22 protein-coding genes are annotated in these 25062 nt (G+C 36.5%); 2 read left to right on the forward strand and 20 right to left on the reverse strand.

The genetic code is table 11. The features are described from left to right. Positions 1 to 35: 35 nt before the first annotated feature. The 15 genes from ftsZ to panE all read right to left on the reverse strand — a co-directional run bounded on the left by ftsZ (position 36) and on the right by panE (position 19619). Positions 36 to 1187 (reverse strand): cell division protein FtsZ, encoded by a 1152-nt coding sequence (gene ftsZ, locus COE49_RS22085; protein ID WP_098841272.1) that lies wholly within the window; start codon positions 1185 to 1187, stop codon positions 36 to 38. Positions 1188 to 1226: 39 nt separating this feature from the next. Next, positions 1227 to 2528: a cell division protein FtsA gene (gene ftsA / locus COE49_RS22090; protein ID WP_071713197.1), complete on the reverse strand. Its 1302-nt coding sequence runs from the start codon at positions 2526 to 2528 to the stop codon at positions 1227 to 1229. 399 nt (positions 2529 to 2927) lie between these two features. Next, positions 2928 to 3704, reverse strand: coding sequence for a cell division protein DivIB (gene divIB / locus COE49_RS22095; RefSeq protein ID WP_098946103.1), 777 nt, complete (start codon positions 3702 to 3704; stop codon positions 2928 to 2930). Between the two features lie 98 nt (positions 3705 to 3802). Continuing rightward, positions 3803 to 4708 (reverse strand): UDP-N-acetylmuramate dehydrogenase, encoded by a 906-nt coding sequence (murB, locus tag COE49_RS22100; protein WP_088230174.1) that lies wholly within the window; start codon positions 4706 to 4708, stop codon positions 3803 to 3805. Positions 4709 to 4769: 61 nt separating this feature from the next. Continuing rightward, positions 4770 to 5864, reverse strand: coding sequence for an undecaprenyldiphospho-muramoylpentapeptide beta-N-acetylglucosaminyltransferase (gene murG, locus COE49_RS22105; protein WP_088230175.1), 1095 nt, complete (start codon positions 5862 to 5864; stop codon positions 4770 to 4772). Between the two features lie 103 nt (positions 5865 to 5967). Further along, positions 5968 to 7059 (reverse strand): stage V sporulation protein E, encoded by a 1092-nt coding sequence (spoVE, locus tag COE49_RS22110; RefSeq protein ID WP_088230176.1) that lies wholly within the window; start codon positions 7057 to 7059, stop codon positions 5968 to 5970. Positions 7060 to 7149: 90 nt separating this feature from the next. Further along, positions 7150 to 8502 carry a UDP-N-acetylmuramoyl-L-alanine--D-glutamate ligase gene (gene murD / locus COE49_RS22115; RefSeq protein ID WP_088230177.1) on the reverse strand — a complete coding sequence of 451 codons (1353 nt, stop codon included), beginning with the start codon at positions 8500 to 8502 and terminating at the stop codon, positions 7150 to 7152. Beyond that, entirely contained in the window at positions 8503 to 9477 is a 975-nt protein-coding gene (mraY, locus tag COE49_RS22120) for a phospho-N-acetylmuramoyl-pentapeptide-transferase (RefSeq protein ID WP_088230178.1), read from the reverse strand. 22 nt (positions 9478 to 9499) lie between these two features. After that, positions 9500 to 10975, reverse strand: coding sequence for a UDP-N-acetylmuramoyl-L-alanyl-D-glutamate--2,6-diaminopimelate ligase (murE, locus tag COE49_RS22125; protein WP_088230179.1), 1476 nt, complete (start codon positions 10973 to 10975; stop codon positions 9500 to 9502). A 208-nt stretch (positions 10976 to 11183) separates the two neighbouring features. Next, entirely contained in the window at positions 11184 to 13100 is a 1917-nt protein-coding gene (locus tag COE49_RS22130) for a stage V sporulation protein D (protein WP_088230180.1), read from the reverse strand. A gap of 81 nt (positions 13101 to 13181) precedes the next feature. After that, complete coding sequence (locus tag COE49_RS22135; protein ID WP_088230181.1) at positions 13182 to 15332, reverse strand: penicillin-binding protein; 2151 nt, start codon at positions 15330 to 15332, stop codon at positions 13182 to 13184. A 21-nt stretch (positions 15333 to 15353) separates the two neighbouring features. After that, a complete protein-coding gene (gene ftsL / locus COE49_RS22140; RefSeq protein WP_088230182.1) occupies positions 15354 to 15716 on the reverse strand; it encodes a cell division protein FtsL in 363 nt (120 codons plus the stop codon). Between the two features lie 15 nt (positions 15717 to 15731). Beyond that, on the reverse strand, positions 15732 to 16664 hold the full coding sequence (gene rsmH, locus COE49_RS22145; protein ID WP_088230183.1) for a 16S rRNA (cytosine(1402)-N(4))-methyltransferase RsmH: 933 nt from the start codon (positions 16662 to 16664) through the stop codon (positions 15732 to 15734). A 368-nt stretch (positions 16665 to 17032) separates the two neighbouring features. Further along, a complete protein-coding gene (gene bshC, locus COE49_RS22150; protein WP_088230184.1) occupies positions 17033 to 18649 on the reverse strand; it encodes a bacillithiol biosynthesis cysteine-adding enzyme BshC in 1617 nt (538 codons plus the stop codon). A 79-nt stretch (positions 18650 to 18728) separates the two neighbouring features. After that, positions 18729 to 19619, reverse strand: a complete 891-nt coding sequence (panE, locus tag COE49_RS22155) for a 2-dehydropantoate 2-reductase (RefSeq protein WP_088230185.1) — start codon at positions 19617 to 19619, stop codon at positions 18729 to 18731. 300 nt (positions 19620 to 19919) lie between these two features. Between panE and COE49_RS22160 the strand changes: the two genes are divergently transcribed. Further along, on the forward strand, positions 19920 to 20393 hold the full coding sequence (locus COE49_RS22160) for an N-acetyltransferase (RefSeq protein ID WP_088230186.1): 474 nt from the start codon (positions 19920 to 19922) through the stop codon (positions 20391 to 20393). A gap of 34 nt (positions 20394 to 20427) precedes the next feature. On the opposite strand, the gene COE49_RS22165 is transcribed toward COE49_RS22160, so the two are convergent. From COE49_RS22165 to COE49_RS22175, 3 genes are all read right to left on the reverse strand, one after another. After that, a complete protein-coding gene (locus COE49_RS22165) occupies positions 20428 to 20934 on the reverse strand; it encodes an RsfA family transcriptional regulator (RefSeq protein ID WP_088230187.1) in 507 nt (168 codons plus the stop codon). 128 nt (positions 20935 to 21062) lie between these two features. Then, positions 21063 to 21236, reverse strand: a complete 174-nt coding sequence (rpmF, locus tag COE49_RS22170) for a 50S ribosomal protein L32 (RefSeq protein ID WP_001984764.1) — start codon at positions 21234 to 21236, stop codon at positions 21063 to 21065. A gap of 61 nt (positions 21237 to 21297) precedes the next feature. Then, on the reverse strand, positions 21298 to 21798 hold the full coding sequence (locus tag COE49_RS22175) for a YceD family protein (protein ID WP_088230188.1): 501 nt from the start codon (positions 21796 to 21798) through the stop codon (positions 21298 to 21300). A gap of 153 nt (positions 21799 to 21951) precedes the next feature. Here COE49_RS22175 and COE49_RS22180 point away from each other — a divergent pair, with 153 nt between their 5' ends. Next, positions 21952 to 23193, forward strand: a complete 1242-nt coding sequence (locus COE49_RS22180) for a nucleotidyltransferase (protein WP_348520483.1) — start codon at positions 21952 to 21954, stop codon at positions 23191 to 23193. A 25-nt stretch (positions 23194 to 23218) separates the two neighbouring features. Here the strand turns inward: COE49_RS22180 and COE49_RS22185 are convergent, their stop codons facing one another. Then, positions 23219 to 24244, reverse strand: a complete 1026-nt coding sequence (locus tag COE49_RS22185) for a SepM family pheromone-processing serine protease (protein WP_088230190.1) — start codon at positions 24242 to 24244, stop codon at positions 23219 to 23221. After that, the gene (locus COE49_RS22190; protein ID WP_088230191.1) at positions 24237 to 25028 is read right to left on the reverse strand and encodes a patatin-like phospholipase family protein; all 792 of its coding nucleotides are present in this window, start codon (positions 25026 to 25028) and stop codon (positions 24237 to 24239) included. Before COE49_RS22190 ends, COE49_RS22185 begins: the two co-directional genes overlap by 8 nt. Positions 25029 to 25062 lie beyond the last annotated feature (34 nt).

Genomic DNA, 25062 nt, shown 5'->3' on the forward strand with positions numbered 1-25062 from the left:
AAAAACAAAAAAGGAGCATGAAAGCTCCTTCTCTTTTATCGTCTACGACGGTTACGTAAAAATGCTGGAATATCGATATCATCTGAGTCTGAATGGCGCTCATGTACAACTGGCTCTTCACGCTTCATTTCACGTTTTACTTCACGTTGTTTTGAAGGTTGAGCTACTGGTTGTTGCTGTTGCGTATGATTCGCATTCGGACGGATGATTGGTTTTGGTGGTTGAGTTGCAATACTGTCATCAAAACCAGTTGCAATTACAGTTACAACGATATCATCTTTTAATCCTTCATTAATAACAGAACCGAAGATCATATTTACTTCTGGATCTGAAGCCGAAGCTACAATATCTGCCGCTTCTTGTACTTCATATAAGCTTAAGTTAGCTCCACCCGTAATGTTCATAATAACACCTTGAGCTCCATCAATAGATGTTTCTAATAATGGACTAGAAATCGCTTTTTTCGCAGCTTCAGCAGCACGATTTTCTCCATTACCAGAACCGATACCCATTAAAGCAGAACCTCTATTAGACATGATTGTCTTTACGTCTGCAAAGTCTAAGTTAATTAAACCTGGTGTTGCAATTAAATCAGAAATACCTTGAACACCTTGACGTAATACGTTATCCGCTTCACGGAACGCTTCTAACATCGGCGTATTTTTATCAACAATCTCTAATAAGCGATCGTTTGGAATTACAATTAACGTATCTACATTTTCTTTAAATGCAGCAATACCAGATGCTGCTTGTGTTGCACGCTTACGTCCTTCAAATGTAAATGGACGTGTTACAACACCAACTGTTAATGCGCCTAGTTCTTTTGCAACTTGAGCAACAACTGGAGCTGCACCAGTTCCAGTTCCGCCGCCCATACCAGCTGTTACGAAGACCATATCCGCACCACGAAGTGCTTCTTGGATTTGCTCTTTACTTTCTTCTGCAGCTTTTTTCCCTACTTCAGGGTTTGCGCCTGCACCAAGTCCGCGCGTTAATTTTCCACCAATTTGCATTTTTGTTTCAGCTTTTGATAGATTTAATGCTTGTGCATCAGTATTCACAGCGATAAAGTCTACACCTTGTACACCGTGTTCAATCATACGGTTTACAGCATTGTTTCCGCCACCGCCGACACCGATAACTTTTATATTCGCTAATTGATCTTGAGTAGTATCAAACTCTAACATGTCGAAATCCCCCTAGAACCTCATTTTTCGTGTCCAATTTTAATCCCATAAATAACGGAATACACGTTTTACTTTTGACATCATACGGTCATCATTTTGATTATTATTGTTTTGATTACGCGTTTTTTGTTTCGCAGGTTGCTGTTGTACCGGCATTGGTGCAGGTACTGGTTCAAAATGCTCTTGTTTTTCCTGCACGTTTTTTCCACGTAATTTAGCTTTTTGATAAGAGTGTTTAATTAATCCAACTCCAATTGTATATTGAGGCTCACGCACACCAATATAATCTGGAGTCGCTATACGAACATTTTCATGTAAAATATCATATGCAAGATCAAGAACACCTGGCATAGAAGCAATTCCGCCAGTTAGTACATAACCAGAAGCAACTTGTTTGATTCCTAGCTTGCGTACTTCTTCTTGTACAAACATTAAAATTTCCTCTACACGAGCCTCGATAATATCAGATAATTCCAATTGTGAATACTGTTCTGTTTGATCACTTCCCATAATAGGAACCGTAAACATTTCTTCTTCAGATGCTGTATCATAAAAAGCATGTCCATATTTCAGCTTAATTTGATCTGCATTTTCTGTTGAAGTTTTCAATCCAATCGCAATATCCTTCGTTATATGGTCTCCACCTAATGGCAATACGCTCGTCGCTTGTAACTCTCCATCTTTAAAAATAGATAACGTTGTAGAACCTCCCCCAATATCAACAAGGGCTACACCTCTATTTTTTTCATCTGAAGATATAGCAACTGTCGCAGCCGCTAACGGTTGAAGACAAATATCAACAATTTCAAGACCTGCTTTTTCTACACAACGAAGTAGGTTATGTAGTAAAGTTCTCGAGCCTGTAATAAGTGTACCTTCCATTTCTAATCTTACACCGATCATCCCGCGTGGATCGTTAATCTCGTCAAGACCGTCTACGATGAACTGTCGAGGTACCACATCAATAAACTCACGTTCAGGAGCAATTGACACAACTTGTGCTGCATCTAGAACGCGTAAGACATCTTCATTCCCGATTTCACGATCTTCATTTGAAACAGCGACTACTCCATGACAAGGAAGTAGCTGTACCTGGTTTGCATTGACACCTACTACAACTTGCTCAATGTGGATTCCCACCATGCGCTCAGCTTGTTCAATTGCTTTTTTAATTGATCGAACAGTCTCGTCTATATCAACTATCGATCCCTTCTTTAAACCACTTGATTTAACATTTCCAACACCAATAATGTTTAAGCTGTCATTAACCATTTCACCAATGATGACTTTAACATTGGATGTACCGATGTCAAGACTAACATATATTTCATTGCTGTTCATTCTTTGGCACCTCCTTCTTTATTTATACCATACAACTCAATATATGGAACAACAATCGCAACTTTACTATTTATAAGAAAAATATTCAACGTCTTTATACGTTTCCCTTTTTTAACCCTATATTTTTCTTATTTTTATTTAACATTCATTTAAGAATATCGCAGTAAACTGTAAATAACTGCTTATCTCGAAATAATTCTATTTCAAGTGTAAAGATTACCGCCAAGTATAAGTCTACACTAAGATGTACTCATAGAAAAGTGAAACTTGTACCAATCCTAGTATGAATCTAAGAATTTTTACATATTTTTCATCAAATGAACCATTCTTGTAAATTCATATGCACTAAGCAGAACGTTCGTTTTGTTTTTCTGTAATAACGCAACGAAAACTACCGTTCTATTCTTTTTTTTCTTCTGATCCTAACTCTTTTGTATACGCCCCTACTTCTAAGTCAATTAATACTTTCTTACCTGGTTCAATTGTTTTTAAAATAAGAGGATACGCTTCCATACGCTTTGCGAAATTTTGAATCGTAGTGCTCACTTCATACCCTTCATTCATATATAAAGTAAGATGGTCTTCATTCGCATTCGTCGGTGAATAACGAATCTCAGAAATAGATCTTAAAATAGTCGGTGTTAACTTTTCTAACTCAGCAATTAACTCCTTCATTTTCTCCTCTTTAAAAGGTTCAAAAATTGGTGCTGCAACAGGAAGTTTTCCGTTCGGGAGTACATCAAGTGTTTTCCCATTTTCCAATAAAGGTTGTAATTTTCCATCTTTGTTTATATAACCAATCGTTACATACTCTTCAATATGAACATCAATTTTGTTCGGAAAACGTTTTTTTACATTTACTGCTTTAATTTCTTTTCGTTTCGTTAAGTTTTCTTCTGCTTTATGTGCTGTCACTCGGAAATAACTTGTATCATATGTCACATCCGATTCCTTCATCACTTGTTCATCTGTCATATAATGATTTCCAAGTACACTTATCTTTTTTATATTACTAAGCGGAGACCGAAAATAAATTAAAAAGAGTACTAATAAAAATAAAATTGATATGTATAAAATCAATCGATGATTAACATTTTTTTTGTTTTTGTTTTTTTTCTTTTGATTTTTCAACTTTGGTACACGATCTTGTAGTTTAATCACTTTACTATTTTTCATGTACGATCCCCCTATGTAACATAAAGAACGGCATGTTCCTCATGCCGTTCTTATCTTCTTATTATAGCATAAATGATAATGAGCGGAACGAATAACCGTTATCTTCCAATGATTTCTACTTCTGTATGCATATCTAAACCAAATTTATCCTTAATTGTATGTTTTATCAATGCGATTAAGGATAATACATCTTGTGCTGAAGCCCCTCCAGTATTAATAATAAAATTCCCATGCATTTCAGAAATTTGAGCTCCGCCTATTCGATAACCACGAAGCCCCGCTTTTTCTACTAAATGTCCTGCAAAATCTGGGAGGGGATTCCGAAATACACTTCCTGCACAAGGATGATTCCACGGCTGCGTTTCGCGGCGGTAATCTTTATTTTTTTGCATATTTCTTATAATTTCCTCACGCTCTCCAACCTGTAATTGAAACTCAGCTTCCAAAACAATACCAGGACGTTTCGTTTGTAATACAGATGTACGATAAGAAAACTCCATTTCGCTATTCATCAACCACTCAATTGTTCCGTTTTCAAACAGAATAAGAGCCTTTGATAATATACTTGATATATCTGATTTATGTGCTCCTGCATTCATATACACTGCGCCACCAACACTCCCTGGAATACCACTTGCAAATTCCAGTCCAGCTAACCCTTGGCGACTAAGTAAAGTTGACAATTTAATAAGGGGATATCCACCACCAACTCTTACTCTATGGTTTTCGACCTCTAAGTGGTCTAATCCTTCTCCTAAACGAATAACGACACCTTCTATCCCTTTATCAGATACGAGAAGGTTTGAACCACGACCAATTACAGTCCACTTTGTTTTATATTTCTTTACTAACTGCAATGTTTTCTCAATACCGGTAACATGCTTTGGTACAATTAAAATATCAGCTGGTCCACCTATTTTCATAGTAGTATAACGCGCTAACGGTTCGTTAACTAATACTCGACCAACATTTGCTTTTATAAGCTCATTTACTAATTGTTCCATAAACGATCTCCCCCATATTAAGTCTCCTTATTACAGTAGTATGCAGGGCGTTCACCTAACGTTATTTTTTTACAAGTTGATTCATTACTTCATACAGCTTATTCGCCGCATCTGGAATACCTAATTGTTTAGCAGCTAGCTTCATATTTTGTAATGTTTGTGCATCTAATAAAATCTCATCAATATCACGAATTAGCGTTTCAGATGTTAAATCTTTTTCAAGTAGCATTTTTGCTGCTCCTTTATCAACAACTGAACGTGCATTTTTTTCCTGATGGTTATTTGTTACATACGGACTCGGAATCAACACACTTGGCTTACCTAACGCTGTTAACTCTGCAAGTGTTGTTGCCCCCGCTCTTGAAACAACAAGATCTACACCTGTAAGTACTTCTGGCATATTATGAATAAAAGGTTTAATGATGACATTATTCGGATTCCCCTTTTGCTTCACTGCTTCCATCACTTTGTCATAATGTACTTCACCTGTTACATACAAGATTTCGTAACTTTTATTCCCAAATTGTTCTATCGCCTCTACAAAAGCATCGTTAATCGGTCTAGCCCCACGACTCCCTCCGAAAATAAGTACGGATTTTTTAGGAAGAGATAAACCTACTGAACGTTTTCCTTTCATTCCATTTTGATCCATCACCTCAGAGGCACGTGGATTGCCTGTCATAACCACTTTTGACTGTGGAAAATGTTCTGTCGCTGCTTCAAAACAAACAGCAACTTTATCAACATAACGACTTAAAAATTTGTTTGTTACACCTGGTACACTATTTTGTTCATGTACAATAGTTGGAATACCTAATTTTGCTGCAGCATACACAACTGGGCCACATACATATCCACCTGTTCCAATCACAATGTCCGGATTAAAACGACGAATATATCGTTTACTATCTTGTACACCCTTTAGGAAACGCATCACTGTTTTCACATTATCTAACGATATTTTTCGTTTAAATCCACTTATAACAATAGATTGAAACGGTATACCTGCTTTTGGAACAATTGTACTCTCCAATCCATTTTCTGTACCAATATATAAAAACCTTGCTTCTGGATTTAACTTCTTTATTTCTCTAATTAAAGCAAGAGCCGGATAAATATGGCCCCCAGTACCCCCACCACTTACTAATACACGCACTACTAACTCCTCCGCTTCTCATTTCTTATTTCAATCGTATTTATTTCTATGTACATATTGTATTTTCACACACATACGAAAAACCCTGTCTTATAAACAGGGTTTAGTAGCGAGAATGGCGACTTATATTTAATAATACACCTACTGCCATTAACATTAATGTCAAACTTGATCCACCATAACTTAAAAACGGCAAAGTAATACCCGTAACAGGCATCAATCCTGTTACAACACCAACATTAATCATTACTTGAATCGCAATCATCGCCACAATACCTACTGCTAAAAACGTACCATATAAATCTGGCGCTCCTAATGCTATACGAATCCCGCGCCATAATAATAGACTAAATAATAATAACACAAATGAACCACCAATAAAACCTAATTCCTCGGATAAGATTGCAAATATAAAGTCTGTTTGTGGTTCAGGTAAATAAAGAAATTTTTGTCTACTTTGTCCAAGTCCAAGCCCGAATAATCCACCAGGTCCAATTGCGAGTAATGATTGGATAATTTGAAATCCACTTCCGAGCGGATCTGACCACGGATCTAAATATGATGTAATGCGTTTCATTCGATACGGTGCTGATGCAATTAACCCTACAAATCCTGCTACGCCAACCAAACCAAACATTGCAAAGTGAAAGACCCTTGCTCCTGAAATAAATATCATAATGATACACGTCCCAACCATTACCGTTCCTGTACCGAGGTCTGGCTGTAACATAATCATCCCAAAAGCAAGAAACACAAAACTAAGAGCCGGTAATAAACCACGTTTAAAAGATGTAATTAATTTTTGCCGTTCCGCTAAAAATTTTGCCAAGAAAATTATCATCGCAAACTTCATAAACTCTGACGGTTGAATCGAAAATGCTCCGATCCCAATCCAACTTCGTGCTCCTCCTCGAACAAGACCTACTCCTGGAATAAGAACGAGAATAAGAAGAATGAAGCAAACTAGCAAAATCACTTTTGAATACGTACGCCACACCCAATAATCAATTTTCATTATAAAAAACATAGCTACTACACCAAGACCTGCAAACAGTAATTGTCGTTTTGCAAAAAAGAATGAGTCCCCCATTTTATAAGAGGCCCAAACTGCACTCGCACTATAAACCATAATCATTCCAATTGTCAAAAGCGAGAGCGTAACGATGATGAGAATAAAATCAGGCGATTTCTTCATTACCCATAAACACCACCTCTTTAGGCAGAACCTTTTGCCCTATGTAACAAAACATCAGTAGGTGTTAGCCTACTGATGTTTTGATTTACTTTATATAAGTTTATGCACAGCTTGTATAAAAATGTCTCCTCTTTCTTCAAATGTTTTAAATTGATCCCAGCTCGCACATGCTGGAGAAAGAAGGATAACATCACCATCTTTAGAATGGGCATAAGCTTTCACTACCGCTTCATCTAAAGTATCGACACTTTCAATTATATCTAATCCCGCTTTTTCTGCCGCTCTTACTAATTTTGGTGCTGTTTGTCCAAATGTTACAATCGCTTTTACATTTTTGAAATATGGAATTAAATCATCGAATTCATTTCCACGATCAAGCCCACCTGCTAGTAACACAATCGGTTGTGTAAACGCAGATAATGCTTTCTCAGTCGCTAACATATTTGTCGCTTTTGAGTCATTATAAAACTTACGATTATTAATAGTTGTTACATATTCTAAACGATGTTTTACACCCGTAAAGCGTTTTAACACTACCGTAATCGCTTCGTTAGAAACACCTAACAATTTCGCAATACTCATCGCAGCTAAAATATTTTCTAAGTTGTGCTGCCCTGGTAAAACGATATCACTTACTTCAACAACTTTTTCCCCTTTAAAATAAAGAGCATTATCTTTTATATACGCACCATCTTCAATTTCTTTCGTTGTCGAAAACAGTATTTTTTGACCTTTAGTATTCGCAGATAAGGCCATCACATCTGCATCATCTGCATTTATTACACTATAATCGTTTTCTGTTTGGTTTTTAAAAATATTTGCTTTTGCTAAACCATATTCCTTCTTCGTCCCATGATAATCTAAGTGGGCTTCAAATAAGTTTAAAAACGCAGCAATTTTAGGCTGGAACGATTCTACTCCCATCAATTGAAACGATGAAAGTTCTGTAACTACAACTTCATTTTCTTTTGCATCCTGCGCTACTTCACAAGCAACAGTCCCTATGTTTCCTGCAATAACAGGATGCTTTTGTCCTTCTTTTAACATTTCAAACGTAAGCATTGTCGTTGTCGTTTTACCGTTAGATCCCGTAATTCCAACAAATGGTGCCTCTGAAATACGATATGCTAATTCGACTTCTGTAACTATTGGAATTTGCTTTTCTTTCGCAGCAACTAATATTGGATTAGAATACGGAATCCCTGGATTTTTTACAACAAGAGAAATATTTCTCTCTAACAATTCCAAAGGATGACCACCACATACAACGTCCATTCCTTTTGCTTGCAATTCTGCAGCAAGTACATTTTCCGCTAAAGGCTTTCCGTCATTTACAATAACATTTGCCCCTACTTTTTGTAACAAGGTAGCTGCTGCATAACCACTTTTTGCAATGCCTAATACAAGAATATTTTTATTTTGAAATTCAGTTACAGTTTTCAATTACATCCACACCCCGATATAAATTCCTAACACAGCTAATAAAAATCCTACAGACCAAAACGTTACCACGACGCGCCACTCTGACCAACCACATAATTCATAATGATGATGTAATGGACTCATTTTAAAGACACGTTTTCCTGTTGTTTTAAATGAAATAACTTGAATAATAACAGATAAAGTTTCCGCTACGAATACGCCACCAATAACTACAAGTAGCAATTCTTGTTTTAATAAAATTGCCACAGCTGCGATGGCACCACCTAAAGCTAAGGAACCTGTGTCTCCCATAAATACTTTTGCTGGATTCGCATTGAATACTAAAAATCCAAGTACAGCTCCTACAACTGCCATACAGAATATTGCTACTCCAAATTGCTCTTGTGCTACAGCAATAATACTAAATGCTCCAAATGCAATAGCAGCTGTTCCTGATAATAAACCATCTAAACCGTCAGTTAAGTTAACTGCATTTGATCCACCAATAAGCATAAATAGTACAAGTACAAAATACGCCCAACCTAATTCAAACTTAACATCCGTTCCCGGAATCATGATGTATGTGTGAAATGCTTGCCCTTTTCCAATTAAAAAGAACGCAATAGCAATAATAAGCTGTCCTACTAATTTTTGTTTTGATGTTAAACCAAGATTTCTCTTCTTAACTACCTTTATGTAGTCATCTAAAAATCCAATCAATCCGTAACCAAATGTCACCAATAATAATAAAGAAACTTCTGCACCTAAATTGTTAAACTTAATCGCCATAATAAGGGTAGTCACCATCATAGATACATATATGACAATACCACCCATCGTCGGTGTCCCTGATTTTTTTTGATGTGACTTTGGTCCCTCATCACGAATACTCTGTCCGAACTTTAATTTTCTTAAAAATGGAATAAACAATGGCGAAAGGGCAACAGAAATTAAGAATGCTACCCCAGCCGTTACTAATAAACCTTGCTCAAGCACATGTAGTCCTCCTCTCACGTTGTTACTCTTCGTTGTTTAAACGCTCTATAATTGCTTCTTTAGCGACTTCACGATCGTCAAAATGATGGACGTCTTTACCAATAATTTGATATGTTTCATGACCCTTACCAGCAATAATAATAATATCTTCAGCTTTCGCGTTAGAAATTGCATGGTATATCGCTTCTTTTCTATCAATAATTACTTCATAATTATTTCCATTTGCACCCTGTACCATATCATCTAGAATAGCCCCTGGATCTTCACTTCTTGGATTATCTGAAGTGTAAATTGCGTGAGTTGCATATTTTGTTGCAACACTTGCCATGATCGGTCTCTTCGTTCGATCTCTATCACCGCCACAACCGGCGATACAATATACGTCGCCTTTTGCAAATTGTTTTGCGGTTTTCAATACATTTTCTAAGCTATCTGGTGTATGGGCATAATCAACAATAACTGTATAATTTTGTCCACCATCAACTACTTCAAAACGTCCTGGAACTCCAGCTAGTTCCTTTATTACATCAATGATTGTTTCTAAACTTACACCAGAAACAAGCCCTGCCGCTGTCGCAGCTAAAACATTATACACATTGAACTTACCAATTAATTTCATTGTAACATTTACACTTTCAAATGGTGTTACAAGTGTAAATGTAGTTCCGCCACTCGTCATAACGATATCTTTGGCCATAATATCACTTGTTGTATCAATTCCATACGTTACAACAGTTGCTGCAGTACTTCTCATATATTCCGCTGTTACAGCATCATCGTTATTCAGTACCGCGTATTTTTCACGATTATGATTATAACTATTGCCAAGTTGTGCAAATAGCAACCCTTTTGCATGTTTATATTCTTCCATCGTTTTATGATAGTCTAAATGATCTTGTGTTAAATTTGTAAACACCGCTACATCGTAATCACATCCGTGTACACGACCAAGATCTAAAGCATGCGACGAAACTTCCATTACTGTGCTATCCACACCGTGTTCAACCATTTTTGAAAACGTCTGTTGAAGTGTTAGTGCATCTGGCGTTGTATTTTTCACCTCAAATGTTTCATCACCGATTTTCATATTAATCGTTCCAATTAGCCCCGTTTTATGACCATGTGCGCGCATAATCTCATCCATAATATGCGATGTTGTTGTCTTTCCATTTGTACCTGTAATTCCGATTAAATGTAACTTGTGTGTTGGTTGACCATAAAAATAATCAGCTAAAACCGCTAACGAACGAAAAGTGTTTTTCACAAGTACAACTGGAACGTCAACATCAATTGGTCTTTCCGCAACAATAGCAGCCGCTCCTTGTGCCGCTGCTTGCTTAGCAAAATCATGGCTATCAACCGTATATCCTTTCATACATACAAATAAGCTTCCCTCTTTCACTTTACGTGAATCAGCTTCTATAGATGTGATTTCTGGATTTTCTTTTGGAACAACTGGAAAATCATGCAAACATGATACAAGTGTATGCAACTTCATTTCACTAAACCCTCTCTACATTGTGTATTTATCTCTTTTTTAATAAGCAACACGTTACCTCCTAATTATGTAAAATAGGAGGTAAGTGCTACTGTCGTCTATGAAATAGACCTATTTATAACTGAGACTCTTACGGCCTCAAATTAAGTAACTCTTCTATAAAGAACTCACTTCCACCAATTGTACCATAAAACATACTATGTTACCTTTAATTCCCGAAGTAAATTCTAATTTTCGATCCCTCTTTGACTTTAGCTCCAGCTTCTGGTGATTGTTTAATTACTTTCTCTCCATCACCACTTATATCAAGCTTCAAATCGACAAGTTGTGTCTGCAAATCTTTCTTTTTCATACCAATTAAATTTGGAACTTCTACAGTTGGTGTATCGCCCCATTTATATTCTTTCTCCACTTGTTCTTTTCTCGGTTTCACTCCCATAACAGGAAGTGCATCCCGAAGAATATTCCCAACAATCGGAGCAGCTACTACTCCACCAAATTGCGTGACACCTTTCGGATTATCAACAGCAACATAAACAACAATTTCTGGATCATCCGCTGGAGCAAAACCGATAAAAGATACTATATAATTATTCTCCAAATATTTACCATCTTTTACCTTTTGGGCAGTACCTGTTTTTCCCCCTACACGATATCCATCAATATATGCACCTTTACCAGACCCTTTCGCTACAACATTCTCTAATGCATAACGAACTTTTTCTGAAGTTTCCTTGGAAATAACTTTCCTTTTCTCGACAGGTGTCTTTTTACTGACAACTTGATTATTTTTTGGATCGATAAATTCCTTAGCTATATACGGTTGATACAACGTTCCGCCATTTACAGCCGCTGCTACTGCTGCTACTTGCTGTATTGGTGTAACAGAAACACCTTGACCGAACGAAGTCGTTGCTTGCTCGACTGGACCGACTTTATCTAAATTAAATAAAATCCCGCTACCTTCGCCTTGCAAATCAATGCCTGTTTTCTGTCCAAATCCAAAATTCCGAATATATTTAAACAATCGGTCTTTGCCAAGACGATCACCCAGTTCAATAAATCCTGGGTTACATGAGTTTTGAACTACTTCTAAAAACGTTTGGCTACCATGACCTCCTGCTTTCCAACACTTCAATCTAGCCCCACCAACTTCAGCTGCTCCATCATCATAAAACGTATCTTTCTCTAAGTCTACTAAATTTTCATTCAAAGCGGCAGCTAACGTAATGATCTTAAATGTTGAACCAGGCTCATACGTACTCCATACAGGTAAGTTTCTATTATAGACCTCGGGAGAAACACTTTGAAAATCTGCTGGATCAAAACTTGGCCGGCTTGACATACCTAAAATTTCACCATTTTTCGGATTCATTGCAATTGCAATCATACCATCTGGATTATACGTTGACTCTGCAATATTCATTTCTCTTTCCATAATTCTATTAATACGTGCATCAATTGTTAAGCCTAAATTCAAACCAGCTTCTGGTTTTTTGAAATCATCGCCAACATTCGGCATCCTTTGCCCTTTTGCATCTGCAAAAAAACGCACATGACCTTCATCACCATTTAGCTCTTTATCATAATATTTTTCTAATCCCATAAGACCTTGATTATCACTACCTGCAAACCCTAATACGTGTGATAAAAAGTTACCAAATGGATAGTACCGGATCGAATCCTCTGCAATATACACGCCTTTCAAACTTAATCCTCTTACCTCTTTCGCTTTATCATGTGATATTTTCCGTCCGCCTTTATCTAACCTTACAATCGATTCTTTTTTGGTAATTCTCTTATAAATCTCATCTTTTCCCACACCTAATACTGCAGCTAGTTTCTCTGCAGTCTCTGCTGGTTTTTCAATTTGCCTCGGTACAACAAAGACAGTTGGGGCACTTTTATTCGTGGCAAGTTCCACACCATTTCGGTCTAAAATCTTCCCTCGTTCAGGTTCAAAAGTAATATTACGACTCCATGAATCCTTCGCACGATCCGTTAACATATTTCCAAGAAAAAATTGCACATATCCAAGACGAATATCGATGATAGTGAAAATAAGTATACCTGATATGAGTATAAAAATAAGTCGTTTTCTAACCGTTACATTTGATACACGCATATTGGAACAAGCCTCCTTTACGCCTAGCTTGTTCCAATATATGCTTGTACTTATTCAATTAGAACTTTTCGCTTCTTACCATTACGGTTTTTCCGCTTCTTGTTGCGGTTCGAGTGGCGGTACGAGAGTAACACCTAGTTCTGTACCTGGTTGCAATAACGTTCCTTCTGCTACACTTTGTTCGGTTACATATCCAGTGCCAGTAGGCTTTAAGTTAAGCTGTAATGTTTTTGCTAAATTCATAACATCACGCAATGCCCATCCTTGTATATTTGGCATTGTAGGCTTATCTCCCACTAAGAAGACCCGATCTCCTTTTAATGTTTGTTCCGTCGCTTTTGGCACTTGTTGCTGTACCTTTCCTTCACCTAATACGATTGGACGGAGTTTTGCTTTATCAATTGCTTTCCCTGCTTCTGCCATCGTTTTACCAGTTACATCTGGAACCGATGTTTGTTGCTCTTTCAAATATTTTTTCGGATCTTTCACTTCAGTCGGCTTAATCTTTAAATACTCTAAACTATTTTTTGTTACATATTTAAAGATATCAGCTAAAGGCTGCGCGCCATTTTCATCATCTTTTAACTTCGGCTGTTTAACAGCTACGTACACAACAAGTTGTGGGTCGTCCGTCGGTGCCATACCTAAGAATGAGAATATATAATTCTCTCTTCCTGTCATATATCCACCTTTTCCATCCGGAATTTGCGCCGTCCCAGTTTTACCACCAACTGAATACCCATCAATTTTATAAGCAGTCCCTGTTCCTTTAGGTGATGTAACAACGCGTTCTAATAACTGTCTTACTTGCGCTGCTGTTTCTTTTGTAACAGGCTTTCCTACTTCTTCTGGTTTATGTTCTAATTTTACTTTCTCTGTTATCGGATCTACAATTTTATCAATTGTATAAGGCTTCATCATTTTTCCGTCATTTGCAATAGCTGTTGCAGCTTGTACAAGTTGAATTGGCGTTACAGTAGAACCTTGTCCAAATGCCGTTGTTACTTGCTGTATTTGCTGATCGAATAAAATTGTATTTGAACCTTCACCAGGTAAATCAATATTCGTTTTTTCATCTAATCCGAAAGCATGGATATATTTACGGAAACGCTCCGGACCAAGTTTTTGATCACCTAAAATAGCAAACGCTACGTTTGAAGAGCGCTCTACCCCTTCATCAAATGTGATAGAGCCCCAACCAGCACCACCATTATGATCTTTTATTTTTTGATTACCGACTTGATATGTACCAGATTGATAATAATCTTGTCCGTTGTACACACCTTCATTAATAGCGGCCGCTAATGTGAAAATCTTCATTGTTGATCCAGGTTCAAATGCATTCGCAATTGCATCATTATAAAAATATTTATTATTCTCTTGGTTCGGATCATAACTAGGTTTACTAGACATTCCTAATATTTTCCCTGTTTTTGGATCCGCAACAATTCCTATTAAGCTTTCTGGTTCATAATGTTTACTCGCTTCTTTCATTGCGTCTTCTAAATAACTTTGAATACGTTGGTCAAGCGTTAAATATACATTATCTCCATTTTTAGGTGCCTTTACATTCACTTTTCCACCGTCAAGAGATACACCCTTACGATCGCCTGTATAAGCAACTTCTCCATTAGCAGCACCTAAATACTTATCCAAACTCTTTTCTAAACCAAATTGACCTGTAGCAATTCCATTGTCATCAGGTCTCGCATGACCTATGACATAAGATGCGAAATCACCGTTTGGATATACTCTTGCATTTTCTGTAATAAAAGATATCCCTGGCAACTTCAATGCTTCAATTTGTTCTTTCTGTTCTTTCGTCAAGCCCTTACCTAAATTTCCAAATTCAACTTGACTTCTGCCTTCTTTATTTAACGTATCTAAAATCTTATCTTCGCCTTTTCCGAGTACATCTGCAATTTTCTTCGCGGTATCCTCTTTATCCTTAACAGGATTAGCACCTTTTAATTCCGCCACAAGTTTATACGAGTTTGCGTCTTGCGCTAACACATGACCGTTTTGATCATAAATTGTTCCTCGATTCGCTTCGAGGACTCCTGTTTTGCTATGTTTTTGTTTAGCAAGTGTATTCAAATCCTGATTATGCACCGTTCCTGTCGCTTGTATGTAAAAAAATCGGGCCAATAACAGCAAAAAGAGCAGGAGGAATACTATCATAAAATAACCTGCTCCCTTATTGGTATGAAATTTAGTCATATTACTCTTCATCTTTCCTTCACACCTATTGCCTTATTTGAGGCCTTTCACATTATTCGCATTAATTTCTAGCCCATGTTTTTTTGCAACTTCAGCGATTCGTTCATAGCGACTTAACTTCTCTACTTCAGCCTGTAACTCTTGATTTTCTTTTTGCTGATTCACAATTTTTTCTTCTATTGTCGCCGCTTCTACATTCACTTGATAAAGCCCTGCTTTATTTCCAATAAACGCTACACAGGCATACAATAAAAAGCCAATAAACGCTACATACAACAGTTTTTCGATTCTTGTAATTTTCGCTTTAGCATTTGGCTTAACCATCTGCTGTGGGGGTGTTTGAATCTGGACCTCTTCTTGCACTTGTTGTTTGTACTTTACAGCTAAGTTACTCATACCTCTCTCCCCTTTTTATCGTTTTTCAGCGATCCTCAACTTCGCAGAACGCGCTCGATTATTTTCTTCTAGCTCTATATCAGAAGGTAAAATCGGTTTTCTTGTAATAAGCTTTAATTTTGGTTTGAATTCCTCAGGAATAATTGGTAATCCTGGCGGCAATTGTGGCGTTGTACTATTTCGCTTAAACGTTGTTTTACAAATACGGTCTTCTAAAGAATGGAATGTTATAACACTGATTCTTCCACCTGGCTTGACCATGCCAATCGCAGATTCCAAAGCCTCTTCAAACACTTTCAATTCATCATTTACAGCAATACGAATCGCCTGGAACACACGTTTCGCAGGATGTCCACCAGTTCTACGAGCAGGAGCCGGAATACCTTCTTTAATTAGTTCTACTAACTCCCCGGTTGTTTCAATAGCTTTATTCTCACGATACGCTTCAATTTTCCTTGCTATTTGTTTTGAAAATTTCTCTTCACCATACTGGAAGAAAATTCTTACGAGTTGTTCATATGACCAGCTGTTTACAACATCATATGCTGTTAATGGGGCATCTTGATCCATCCGCATATCTAACGGCGCATCATGATGGTAACTAAAGCCACGCTCTGGTGTGTCTAATTGTGGAGATGAAACACCTAAATCGAATAAAATACCATCTACTTCTGTTATACCTAATTCCTGTAGTTTTTCAGATAAATAACGGAAATTACTCTTTACTGTTACAAACTGCTCACCGTATGAAGAAAATTTTTCTTTCGCATTTTGAATCGCTATCTCATCTTGATCAAACGCTATTAATTTTCCGCCATCAGTTAATTGGGATAATAGATAAGAACTATGTCCTCCTCCCCCCAGTGTACAATCTACATATGTACCACCTGGCTTTATATCTAAGCCGTCTACCGTTTCTTTCAAAAGTACTGTTACGTGTTTAAACATTGTTGCACCTACTCTTTTTCCAATTAATTATGTTGAATGCATCCCTTCCTCTACACGCATATTCCACGATTAGAGAACGAGATACTACTAAAGAACGACTCATTTAACTTGCCTACAAAGGCAGCGTACTATACAAATCGCTATTTTCTTTTATTATATACTAAATTTTATCATCTTTTGCGGGAATTTAAATAAAAAACTGTCGAAAAAGATAATAATACGTTTACATTTTGTGCTATTTTGTCATATATTTAAGTATCCTGCATAATTACGATATTCACCTTTTTTAAATTGATAATTCAGAAAAATTTCACTTCACAGTAAATTCAACAGAACAAAAATAAAATCCTGCTCCTAAGAGCAAGATTCTATAGTTTTATAACGTGATGTTTTCCATTCCAAGAAAACGGTTTTTCCATTACACGATCAACGAAATCCAAACCGAATTGATTTAAATAGTAACATACATTCCACACACGCTCTTGCGGCGCTCCCAATGGACGGAGTGCAAATTGCATGCGACGGAATTTATTTAGTTCCACTTCATGTTTTTTCTCAACATTTCTTTTCAGCATTCTTTCCAATAGTTCAATTTGTTCATTTATCTTCAATTCATTTTTCCCTGCAAATGCACTTAATCCTGGATCTATTTTCTTCACAAACTGCTGTAATGATGCGTGAATATCCATTATTTCTTTTTTCGCCTCTACAAATCGCTCATCTATCGGTTCCTCTATTCGATTAGACAACCAGTTTTCACGCAGCCTATCTACATTCTTTAAAAATGGATCACTCTCTTGTAATTGTAAATCTTCCACATCTGTCGCTATATCCCTCTCCACATAAGTAATTGTAATACGTGGAACGACAGGTGGCATTCGGAAGCCGACAGTATGAAATACTTGTTGCAATTCACTCCAGTAAGCTAATTCTCCCGGACCTCCAATAAACGCAAGAGTAGGAAATACATACTCTTGCATAAGCGGGCGTGTTACAACATTATTACTAAAACGTTCTGGATTTCTTTCCATCTCTTCAATTAATTCTTCATAAGAAAAGGAATACGCTCCATCTTTTCCAATAAACTTCCCTTGATCATCTTCAAGTAGTACTCGCTCATTATCAATTTCCATGAATATATGCACCGCATTAATCTTTGTTTCAATAATCGGTTTATATCCTAATTCTTTAATTACTTCCTGTTGATTATGAAGCCCCTCTTGCACTTCCTTATACTTGCTTATAATTTTCTTAAAAAACGGCACTTCTAATTTTCTCAATTCAGGATGATGTGAATCAACAAGAATTAAGCCAGAGCTAGCGAAAATTTTAGTAATAAGGTAACCAAAGAAATCTACATACGTATTCGATTTTCCTAAAGCATCATCAATAAATTGTAATACATCCTTAGTAAAATTCGTTTCTGGATATGTTTTAAAAATCTCTTCAATCCACTTTCTACAGTCTTCCACAGAGAGTTCCGACTCTGAAGCACTCGCCTTTTTCGGATTACGATCATGAAAAATAGTCTTTTTTATGTTTTTATTCTTCATTACAAAAGTATGATTAATTTCATCCATATCATGATCTTCACCCGCAATCCAGAAAACAGGAACAACTTTAACACCTAGACTTTCTTCCTTTTCCTTCGCAAGCTGTAAAATTGAAATAATTTTATGAATTGTATATAGCGGTCCAGTTAATAGCCCTGCTTGTTGTCCAGCTATAACAACATATGTATTTTCATCCCCAAGCGCTTTTACATTTTGAATTGTAGTTTCTCCCGCTTGTAATTTTGTATTATATTCTAATAAATGCGCTACTAAATCTTGGCGGAAAAACTCCCTCTCACGCAAATCATGTAAACGCTGTTTAAAAGCATCTTCTGTTAACATATAATCAAAACACGACTGTATCTCTTTTTCACCGTTCATATAGTCCGCTACAACACCTTGTTGCGGAACAGAGATTTCTTTTATCTCCATATAATTCTTCCTTTCGTATCCTGTTCTCTCACCAATCCACATTGTAGTCAATGTTTCAAGTAAAAGCAAAGAATAACACTTATACTTTTACTTCTAATCCTTTTATTGCATCGAATAAAAATTGTAGTGTCGGAACTGGTCGTTGCTGTTTCTTAGCTTCTTCTAATACATATCCAATAATTGCATTAATTTCCGTTTGTCTATTCGCCCTCACGTCCGCTAACATAGATGATGTATTACGAGACGTTCTTTCACATACATGTCTTACCATTTGCCATACAATCTCTTTTTCTTCTTCAACAAGAAAAACGACTTCCCTGAATACTTGCTCCATCATTTGATAAAAAAACGGATTAGAAATCAACTCTCCGTTCTGAACTCGTAATAACGCTGTCAACGGATTAATACATACATTAACTATTAATTTTTTGTGCATAACGTCCTTCCAATCAGATTCTATTTGAATCGGAAAATGAGGAAAAGAAAAGCAATTAAATATTTTTTCAAAATGTATAGATTGACCACGCACGACTCCAAACTTCGTAACACCTATCCCAGTATGATGGACTGTATGCCCCTCTTCTTTTTTCGCACCATGTTCTACAATTCCAACAGCTATATTTTCATTCCCTATTTTCTGCATAGCATAAAGATGTGACATTCCATTTTGCAAAAAGACTAATGATGATTCTCCCTGCACAAAAGATAGTATGTCAGTTATATGATATTGCTTTACGGCAATAAATATAAAGTCTAACTTCTGCTGCGGCATACTTTCTATTGGTAAAACCGACGGGAATACTGTTTCACATACTCCATCCCTAACACAAGTCACACCCGTTACACTCAATTCCTCTGCCTGTTTAGCCGTTCTTGTAAACAACGTAACATCTTGATTATTTTTTTGTAAGTAAAACGTATACAATAGACCAATAGCTCCTGGTCCTACAATCCCAATTTTCATCTTCACACAAGGAACTCATATGAACAAGTTACATAAGTTCTCTTGCCCTCCCCCCTTTTATATCTTTCTAAATCATGTTAATACACCTAATGATTTCACTGTTTCTTGACAAATAAACGCAACCTCTTCTTTCACTATGTATATACTACCTATTAATATGCTCCTTCTCTTAGTTTAGCAAATCCTCAAAAAAATAATAAAAGAAATATACTATATTCTTCATAAAAATCAAAAAATGAGTTATACTATTATTATAAATATTTTTACTTTTCTGCATTCAACAAGATAAGAAAAGGATGTGATGTAATGGGATTCCCAAAAGTTGAGCGTTTGCTCATCAATTATAAAACATTAGATGAATTTAAAAACTTTAAAGGTTGCGGTGCTCAAGAACTATCCATGCTAGAAGAATTACAAGCGAACATTATTGAAAATGATAGTGAATCTCCATTTTATGGTATTTATTATGGGGGATCATTAATTGCACGTATGAGTCTATACATGAAAAGGAACGGCGGGGAACCATTCGAAATTACAGGTACTTACCTAGAACTCTATAAACTTGAAGTATTACCGACTTTCCAAAAACAAGGATTCGGACAAATGCTTGTAAATTATGCGAAACAACTACAGTTCCCAATTAAAACGATAGCGCGTATCCATTCATCTGGTTTTTGGGATAAATTAAATTTCCAACCTGTATCAGTACCTGATGGTGATTTTTACGTTTGGCAACCAGAAACAAATTTGAATGCGGTTACAAACGAAGAATCCGCATAAAAAATAAAAAAACAGCTACATAGCAGCTGTTTTTTTATTTCTTTAACTTCTCTAATTTTCCATTCGAACGAGCGCTATTTCTTTCCGCAACCATTACACTTCTTTTTTGATCGATATAATCAAGCAACGTTCTATATTCTTCCTCATATACTGATAATCGCTCCAAAAGACGTTCTCTCTCTGTTTGTAACGATTCAACTTGTTGTTGCAGCACCATTAAAGAATTTTCATCTTTATAATTTTGCAAGAAATCGATGACATCATTCAATGTAATTGACGTAGGTTCTAACACCTTCGTCTCTTTCACTTCATAATTCTCTACTTTACGCAGTTGCTTCGCTTCTTCAATACGTTCTTTATATTGCTTTCTAACATAAGAATTCCATCTAAACCCACATGCTGCTGGTGTACGAGACAAATGTCTTCCCACTTCTTTAAAGGCAGAAAGCTGTGTCCCACCTTCTCGAATATGCCGGAGTACTACTTCTGCCAGAAGCAAATCTTCATCATCAGTCCAAGCATCTTGTCTTGTTGTCGCCATCTCTCTAGTCCTCCCTATGCATTTTTTATTAAACATATGCAGTTACTAGAAAAGATAGAATACATCAATTAAAGAATTAGACAAAAAAAATAAACGTAGAAGATATCTTCTACGTTTATTTCCCGCAATTACTTGCTGATTACTTCTTTACCTTTGTAAGTACCGCATGCTTTACATACACGGTGAGCTAATTTCGCTTCACCACAGCTTGGGCACTCTACCATACCAGGTACTGATAATTTGAAATGCGTACGACGCTTTCTTTTTACTGTTTTAGAAGTTCTTCTAAAAGGTACAGCCATTCTTCCCACCTCCTTAAAAGAAATAGTTATTTTCATATGAAGGCCTGAACCAGTCTTCCGATTATTTGTCAAAAAACTTTGCAAGTCCTGCCAACCTTGGATCAACAGGCTTTTCTTTGTTTTCTTCCGAAATCACTTGCCAGTCTTGACCTTGCGTCGGTGCTCCACCAGAAACATCATCACTGAAAATTTGCATTGGAATCTCCAAAAGTATATTTTCCTTGATTACGGGCAGTAAGTCAAGTACTTCTCCTTCTAAACAATGAATTTCAGCTTCCGTTTCAAAATCTTCTTCTGAAGTTTGGAACACCTCAGTTGTTTTAATGTCAAATGGTAATGTCACATCTACTAAAGAGCGAGAACATGGTAACACCATGCTTCCTGTTATATGTAGATGAAACGTAAACTTACCGGAGCCAAAATCAACTCTTCCTGTTACATGAACAGGATTAATTTCACGAATATCTTTCTCGACCTCTTTTAGCTCACTTACATCTACCATCTCATCCAATGTCAATCCTTTATTTCTCAATTTATTCAATTGATGGATGGACCATTTCATATCATATCACCTCAAGGCAACAAACAAAATTATAGCTAGCCATTTTATATTTGTCAATGTTTTTTCTTTACACTATAATGAAGTCATCATAGTAAATATTATATAGAGTATCATGTTTTTCAAAAAGATGCTACATCGAAAGGAGAGATTACCATAAAAGCCAGTGGTATTGTTGTTGAATATAACCCTTTTCATAACGGTCATGATTATCATGTGCAACAAACAAAAAAGTTAACACACTCTGATATTACAATCGCCGTTATGAGTGGCCCTTTTTTACAGCGTGGTGAGCCGGCACTCCTATCTAAATGGTACCGCACCAAAATGGCCTTAGAAAGCGGCGTAGACCTTGTTGTAGAGCTTCCATATGCTTTCGCCACACAAAAGGCTGAAACATTTGCAAACGGCGCTATTTCCATTTTAAACGCCTTACATGTTTCTGAAATTTGTTTCGGTAGTGAAGATGGACTAATTGAAAATTTCTATAATACCATCTCTGTACAAAAAAACGAAGAAGAAACTTTTAATCGACTTGTTAAAAAATATATGAACACAGGTAATAGTTACGCAAAAGCTACATCCGAAGCCTTCTTGCATATTTTACCATCCGAAAAAAACATAGACATGTCGCAGCCAAATAATATTTTAGGCTTCCAATACATGAAAGCAATTCTGACGCAAAATAGTTCTATGCAAGCACAAACGATAAAAAGATTCGCCTCGCATTATCATGATGAAACGTTTACTGACCAACATATCGCTAGCGCAACAAGCATTCGTAAACAGCTCTTTAGCGAAATTAGTTCATTTACAGAAATTGAGCCTTTTATCCCAAAAGCAACCGCTTCACTTTTAGCAAATTACAAACAAAACTACGGGATATTACACAATTGGGAACAATATTTTTCATTTTTTAAATACAAACTCATGACGATGTCCCCTAAGAACTTACGACATATATATGAAATAGAAGAAGGTTTGGAGCATCGCATTTTATCAAAAATACAAAACAGTTCCTCTTTCTATTCATTCATGGAGGCATTAAAAACTAAACGTTATACATGGACTAGATTACAAAGAGCTTGCACACACATTTTAACAAACACAACAAAAGAAGAAATACATAATGCAAATATAGAACAACATGCACCGTATATCCGCCTACTTGGCATGTCACAAAAAGGACAAACTTACCTGTCAAAAAACAAGAAAAAAATAGAACTTCCCATCCTTACTCATACAAAAACTTTTAATCATCCCACTTTAGATATAGAGCGAAAAGCAAATTCTGTCTATTTCTCCATCATACAAGAACCATTACGGACACAACTACTAAAACAAGACGCAACACACCATCCAATCCGTTATGATGAAACCACTGCAAAATTTCTATAAGAAAAACCTCTCTTTTCAGAGAGGTTTATTTTTTATCACCCATTTTTTCTAAATACATTAATGCATCATCCAACGTATCAACTGGTACAATTTTCATTTTTGTTTTAATATCTTTCGCAGCCTCCAGTGCATCTTGGTAATTCGATTTCTCTGCACCTTTTTCATTCGGTGCAAAGAACACTTCAGCACCAGCATCACTAGCAGCTACCACTTTTTGCTGAATACCACCAATTGGACCGATCTCGCCTTTTTCATTGATTGTACCTGTTCCAGCAATTTCGTGTCCTTTCGTTAAATCTTCTTCTACAAGTTGATTATATATTTCTAATGTAAACATTAAACCTGCTGATGGACCCCCTATTTCGTGCGAGTCAATTTTCACTTTCGGATCTACTACTAATTCTCTTTCCGTTACAATAGAGACACCTATCCCAACACGCCCATTCCCATTTGGGATTGTCTTAACATTTAAATTTTCTTTAAGTTGCTTTCCATCTCTCTTGTACTCAATACTTACTGTATCGCCCTCTTTTTTCCCAGTCATATACTCAATAAATTGCTCCGTCTTTTCAAATGTTTTTCCATCAACTGCTACGATGACATCCCCAAGCTTAAGCTTCCCTTCTGATGGCATCCCCTTCGACACTCCGGCTACTAATACACCTTTATTTTCAAAAGAAACGGAACGATTTGCACGTTTATAAGCATTGTAAATCGCTGCATTTTGTGAATCTTTCATTGCATAATTTTGACGAAATTGATATTCTTCATCGCTCTCGCCTCTTTGTAATACTTCTTCCGCCTTCGATACATGTGTATATTTGTTAAACTGCGCTGCTATTAAATTCACAACATTTGCCGGTCCCATTGAAACCGTTACAAGCATAAAATCACCAGATTCTTTTGTTCCCCCCTCAACTTGAACATACGGCTCTAATTTTGCAGCCATTCCTGGTTTTGTTACATAGTACGGCAAACGCACGTAAACAAGTAACATCGCCAATATCACACCTATTAAAATTGCATATATAAAACGAAAACGCTTAAACATTATGTTTCTCCTTCCACTGCTCAATTAATAAATAAATATTTGAAACATGTTTTTCCGCTTCTACTTCTCCGACTCTAATAATGTCTTCAATGTTTGTAAAAGCACGTGAACTAAATTGTTCCACAGCTGGTCGCATCATTAAATCTGATGCAATTTGCCGATTCATCACAAGCTCATGTTGCATAATTTCAATACTCTGCATAATCACATCATAAATAGACGTAACCTCTCCATTCACCTTAATTGGAGATACATCAACAGCAATCACAATATCAGCACCTAACTCCTTCACAACCGATACTGGAATGCGATCAATAACTCCGCCATCCACTAATAATCGCCCATCTACTTTTTCTGGTACAAATACCCCAGGTACCGATATGCTAGCCCTCACTGCATCTGCAACAGGCCCACTTGTAAAAACCACTTTTTCCCCTTTCAAGATGTCAGTAGCCACAACTGCCGTCGGGATATCTAACTCCTCTAAATTTTTATTATATGTAAACATTTTAATCATATCTTTGACACGTTTTCCAGCAATAAATCCCATTTTTGGAACCGTGAAATCCAAATAATATTTCCTCTTGAAAACAGTCGCCATTTTATACAGCCTTTCAACGTTACTGCCAGCTGCATAAAATGTACCGATTAAAGCACCCATGCTACTTCCCGCAATCATATGAATCGGTATACCATTTTCCCTTAAAACTTTTATAACGCCAATATGAGCAAATCCTTTCGCCCCCCCAGATCCAAGCGCTAAACCAATTTTCGGTTCTTTCATTTTCCTCACCCTTTAACTTTTTTCATTCCTTTTT

It is taken from the genome of Bacillus sp. AFS029637 (assembly GCF_002584985.1).
Lineage (GTDB): Bacteria > Bacillota > Bacilli > Bacillales > Bacillaceae_G > Bacillus_A.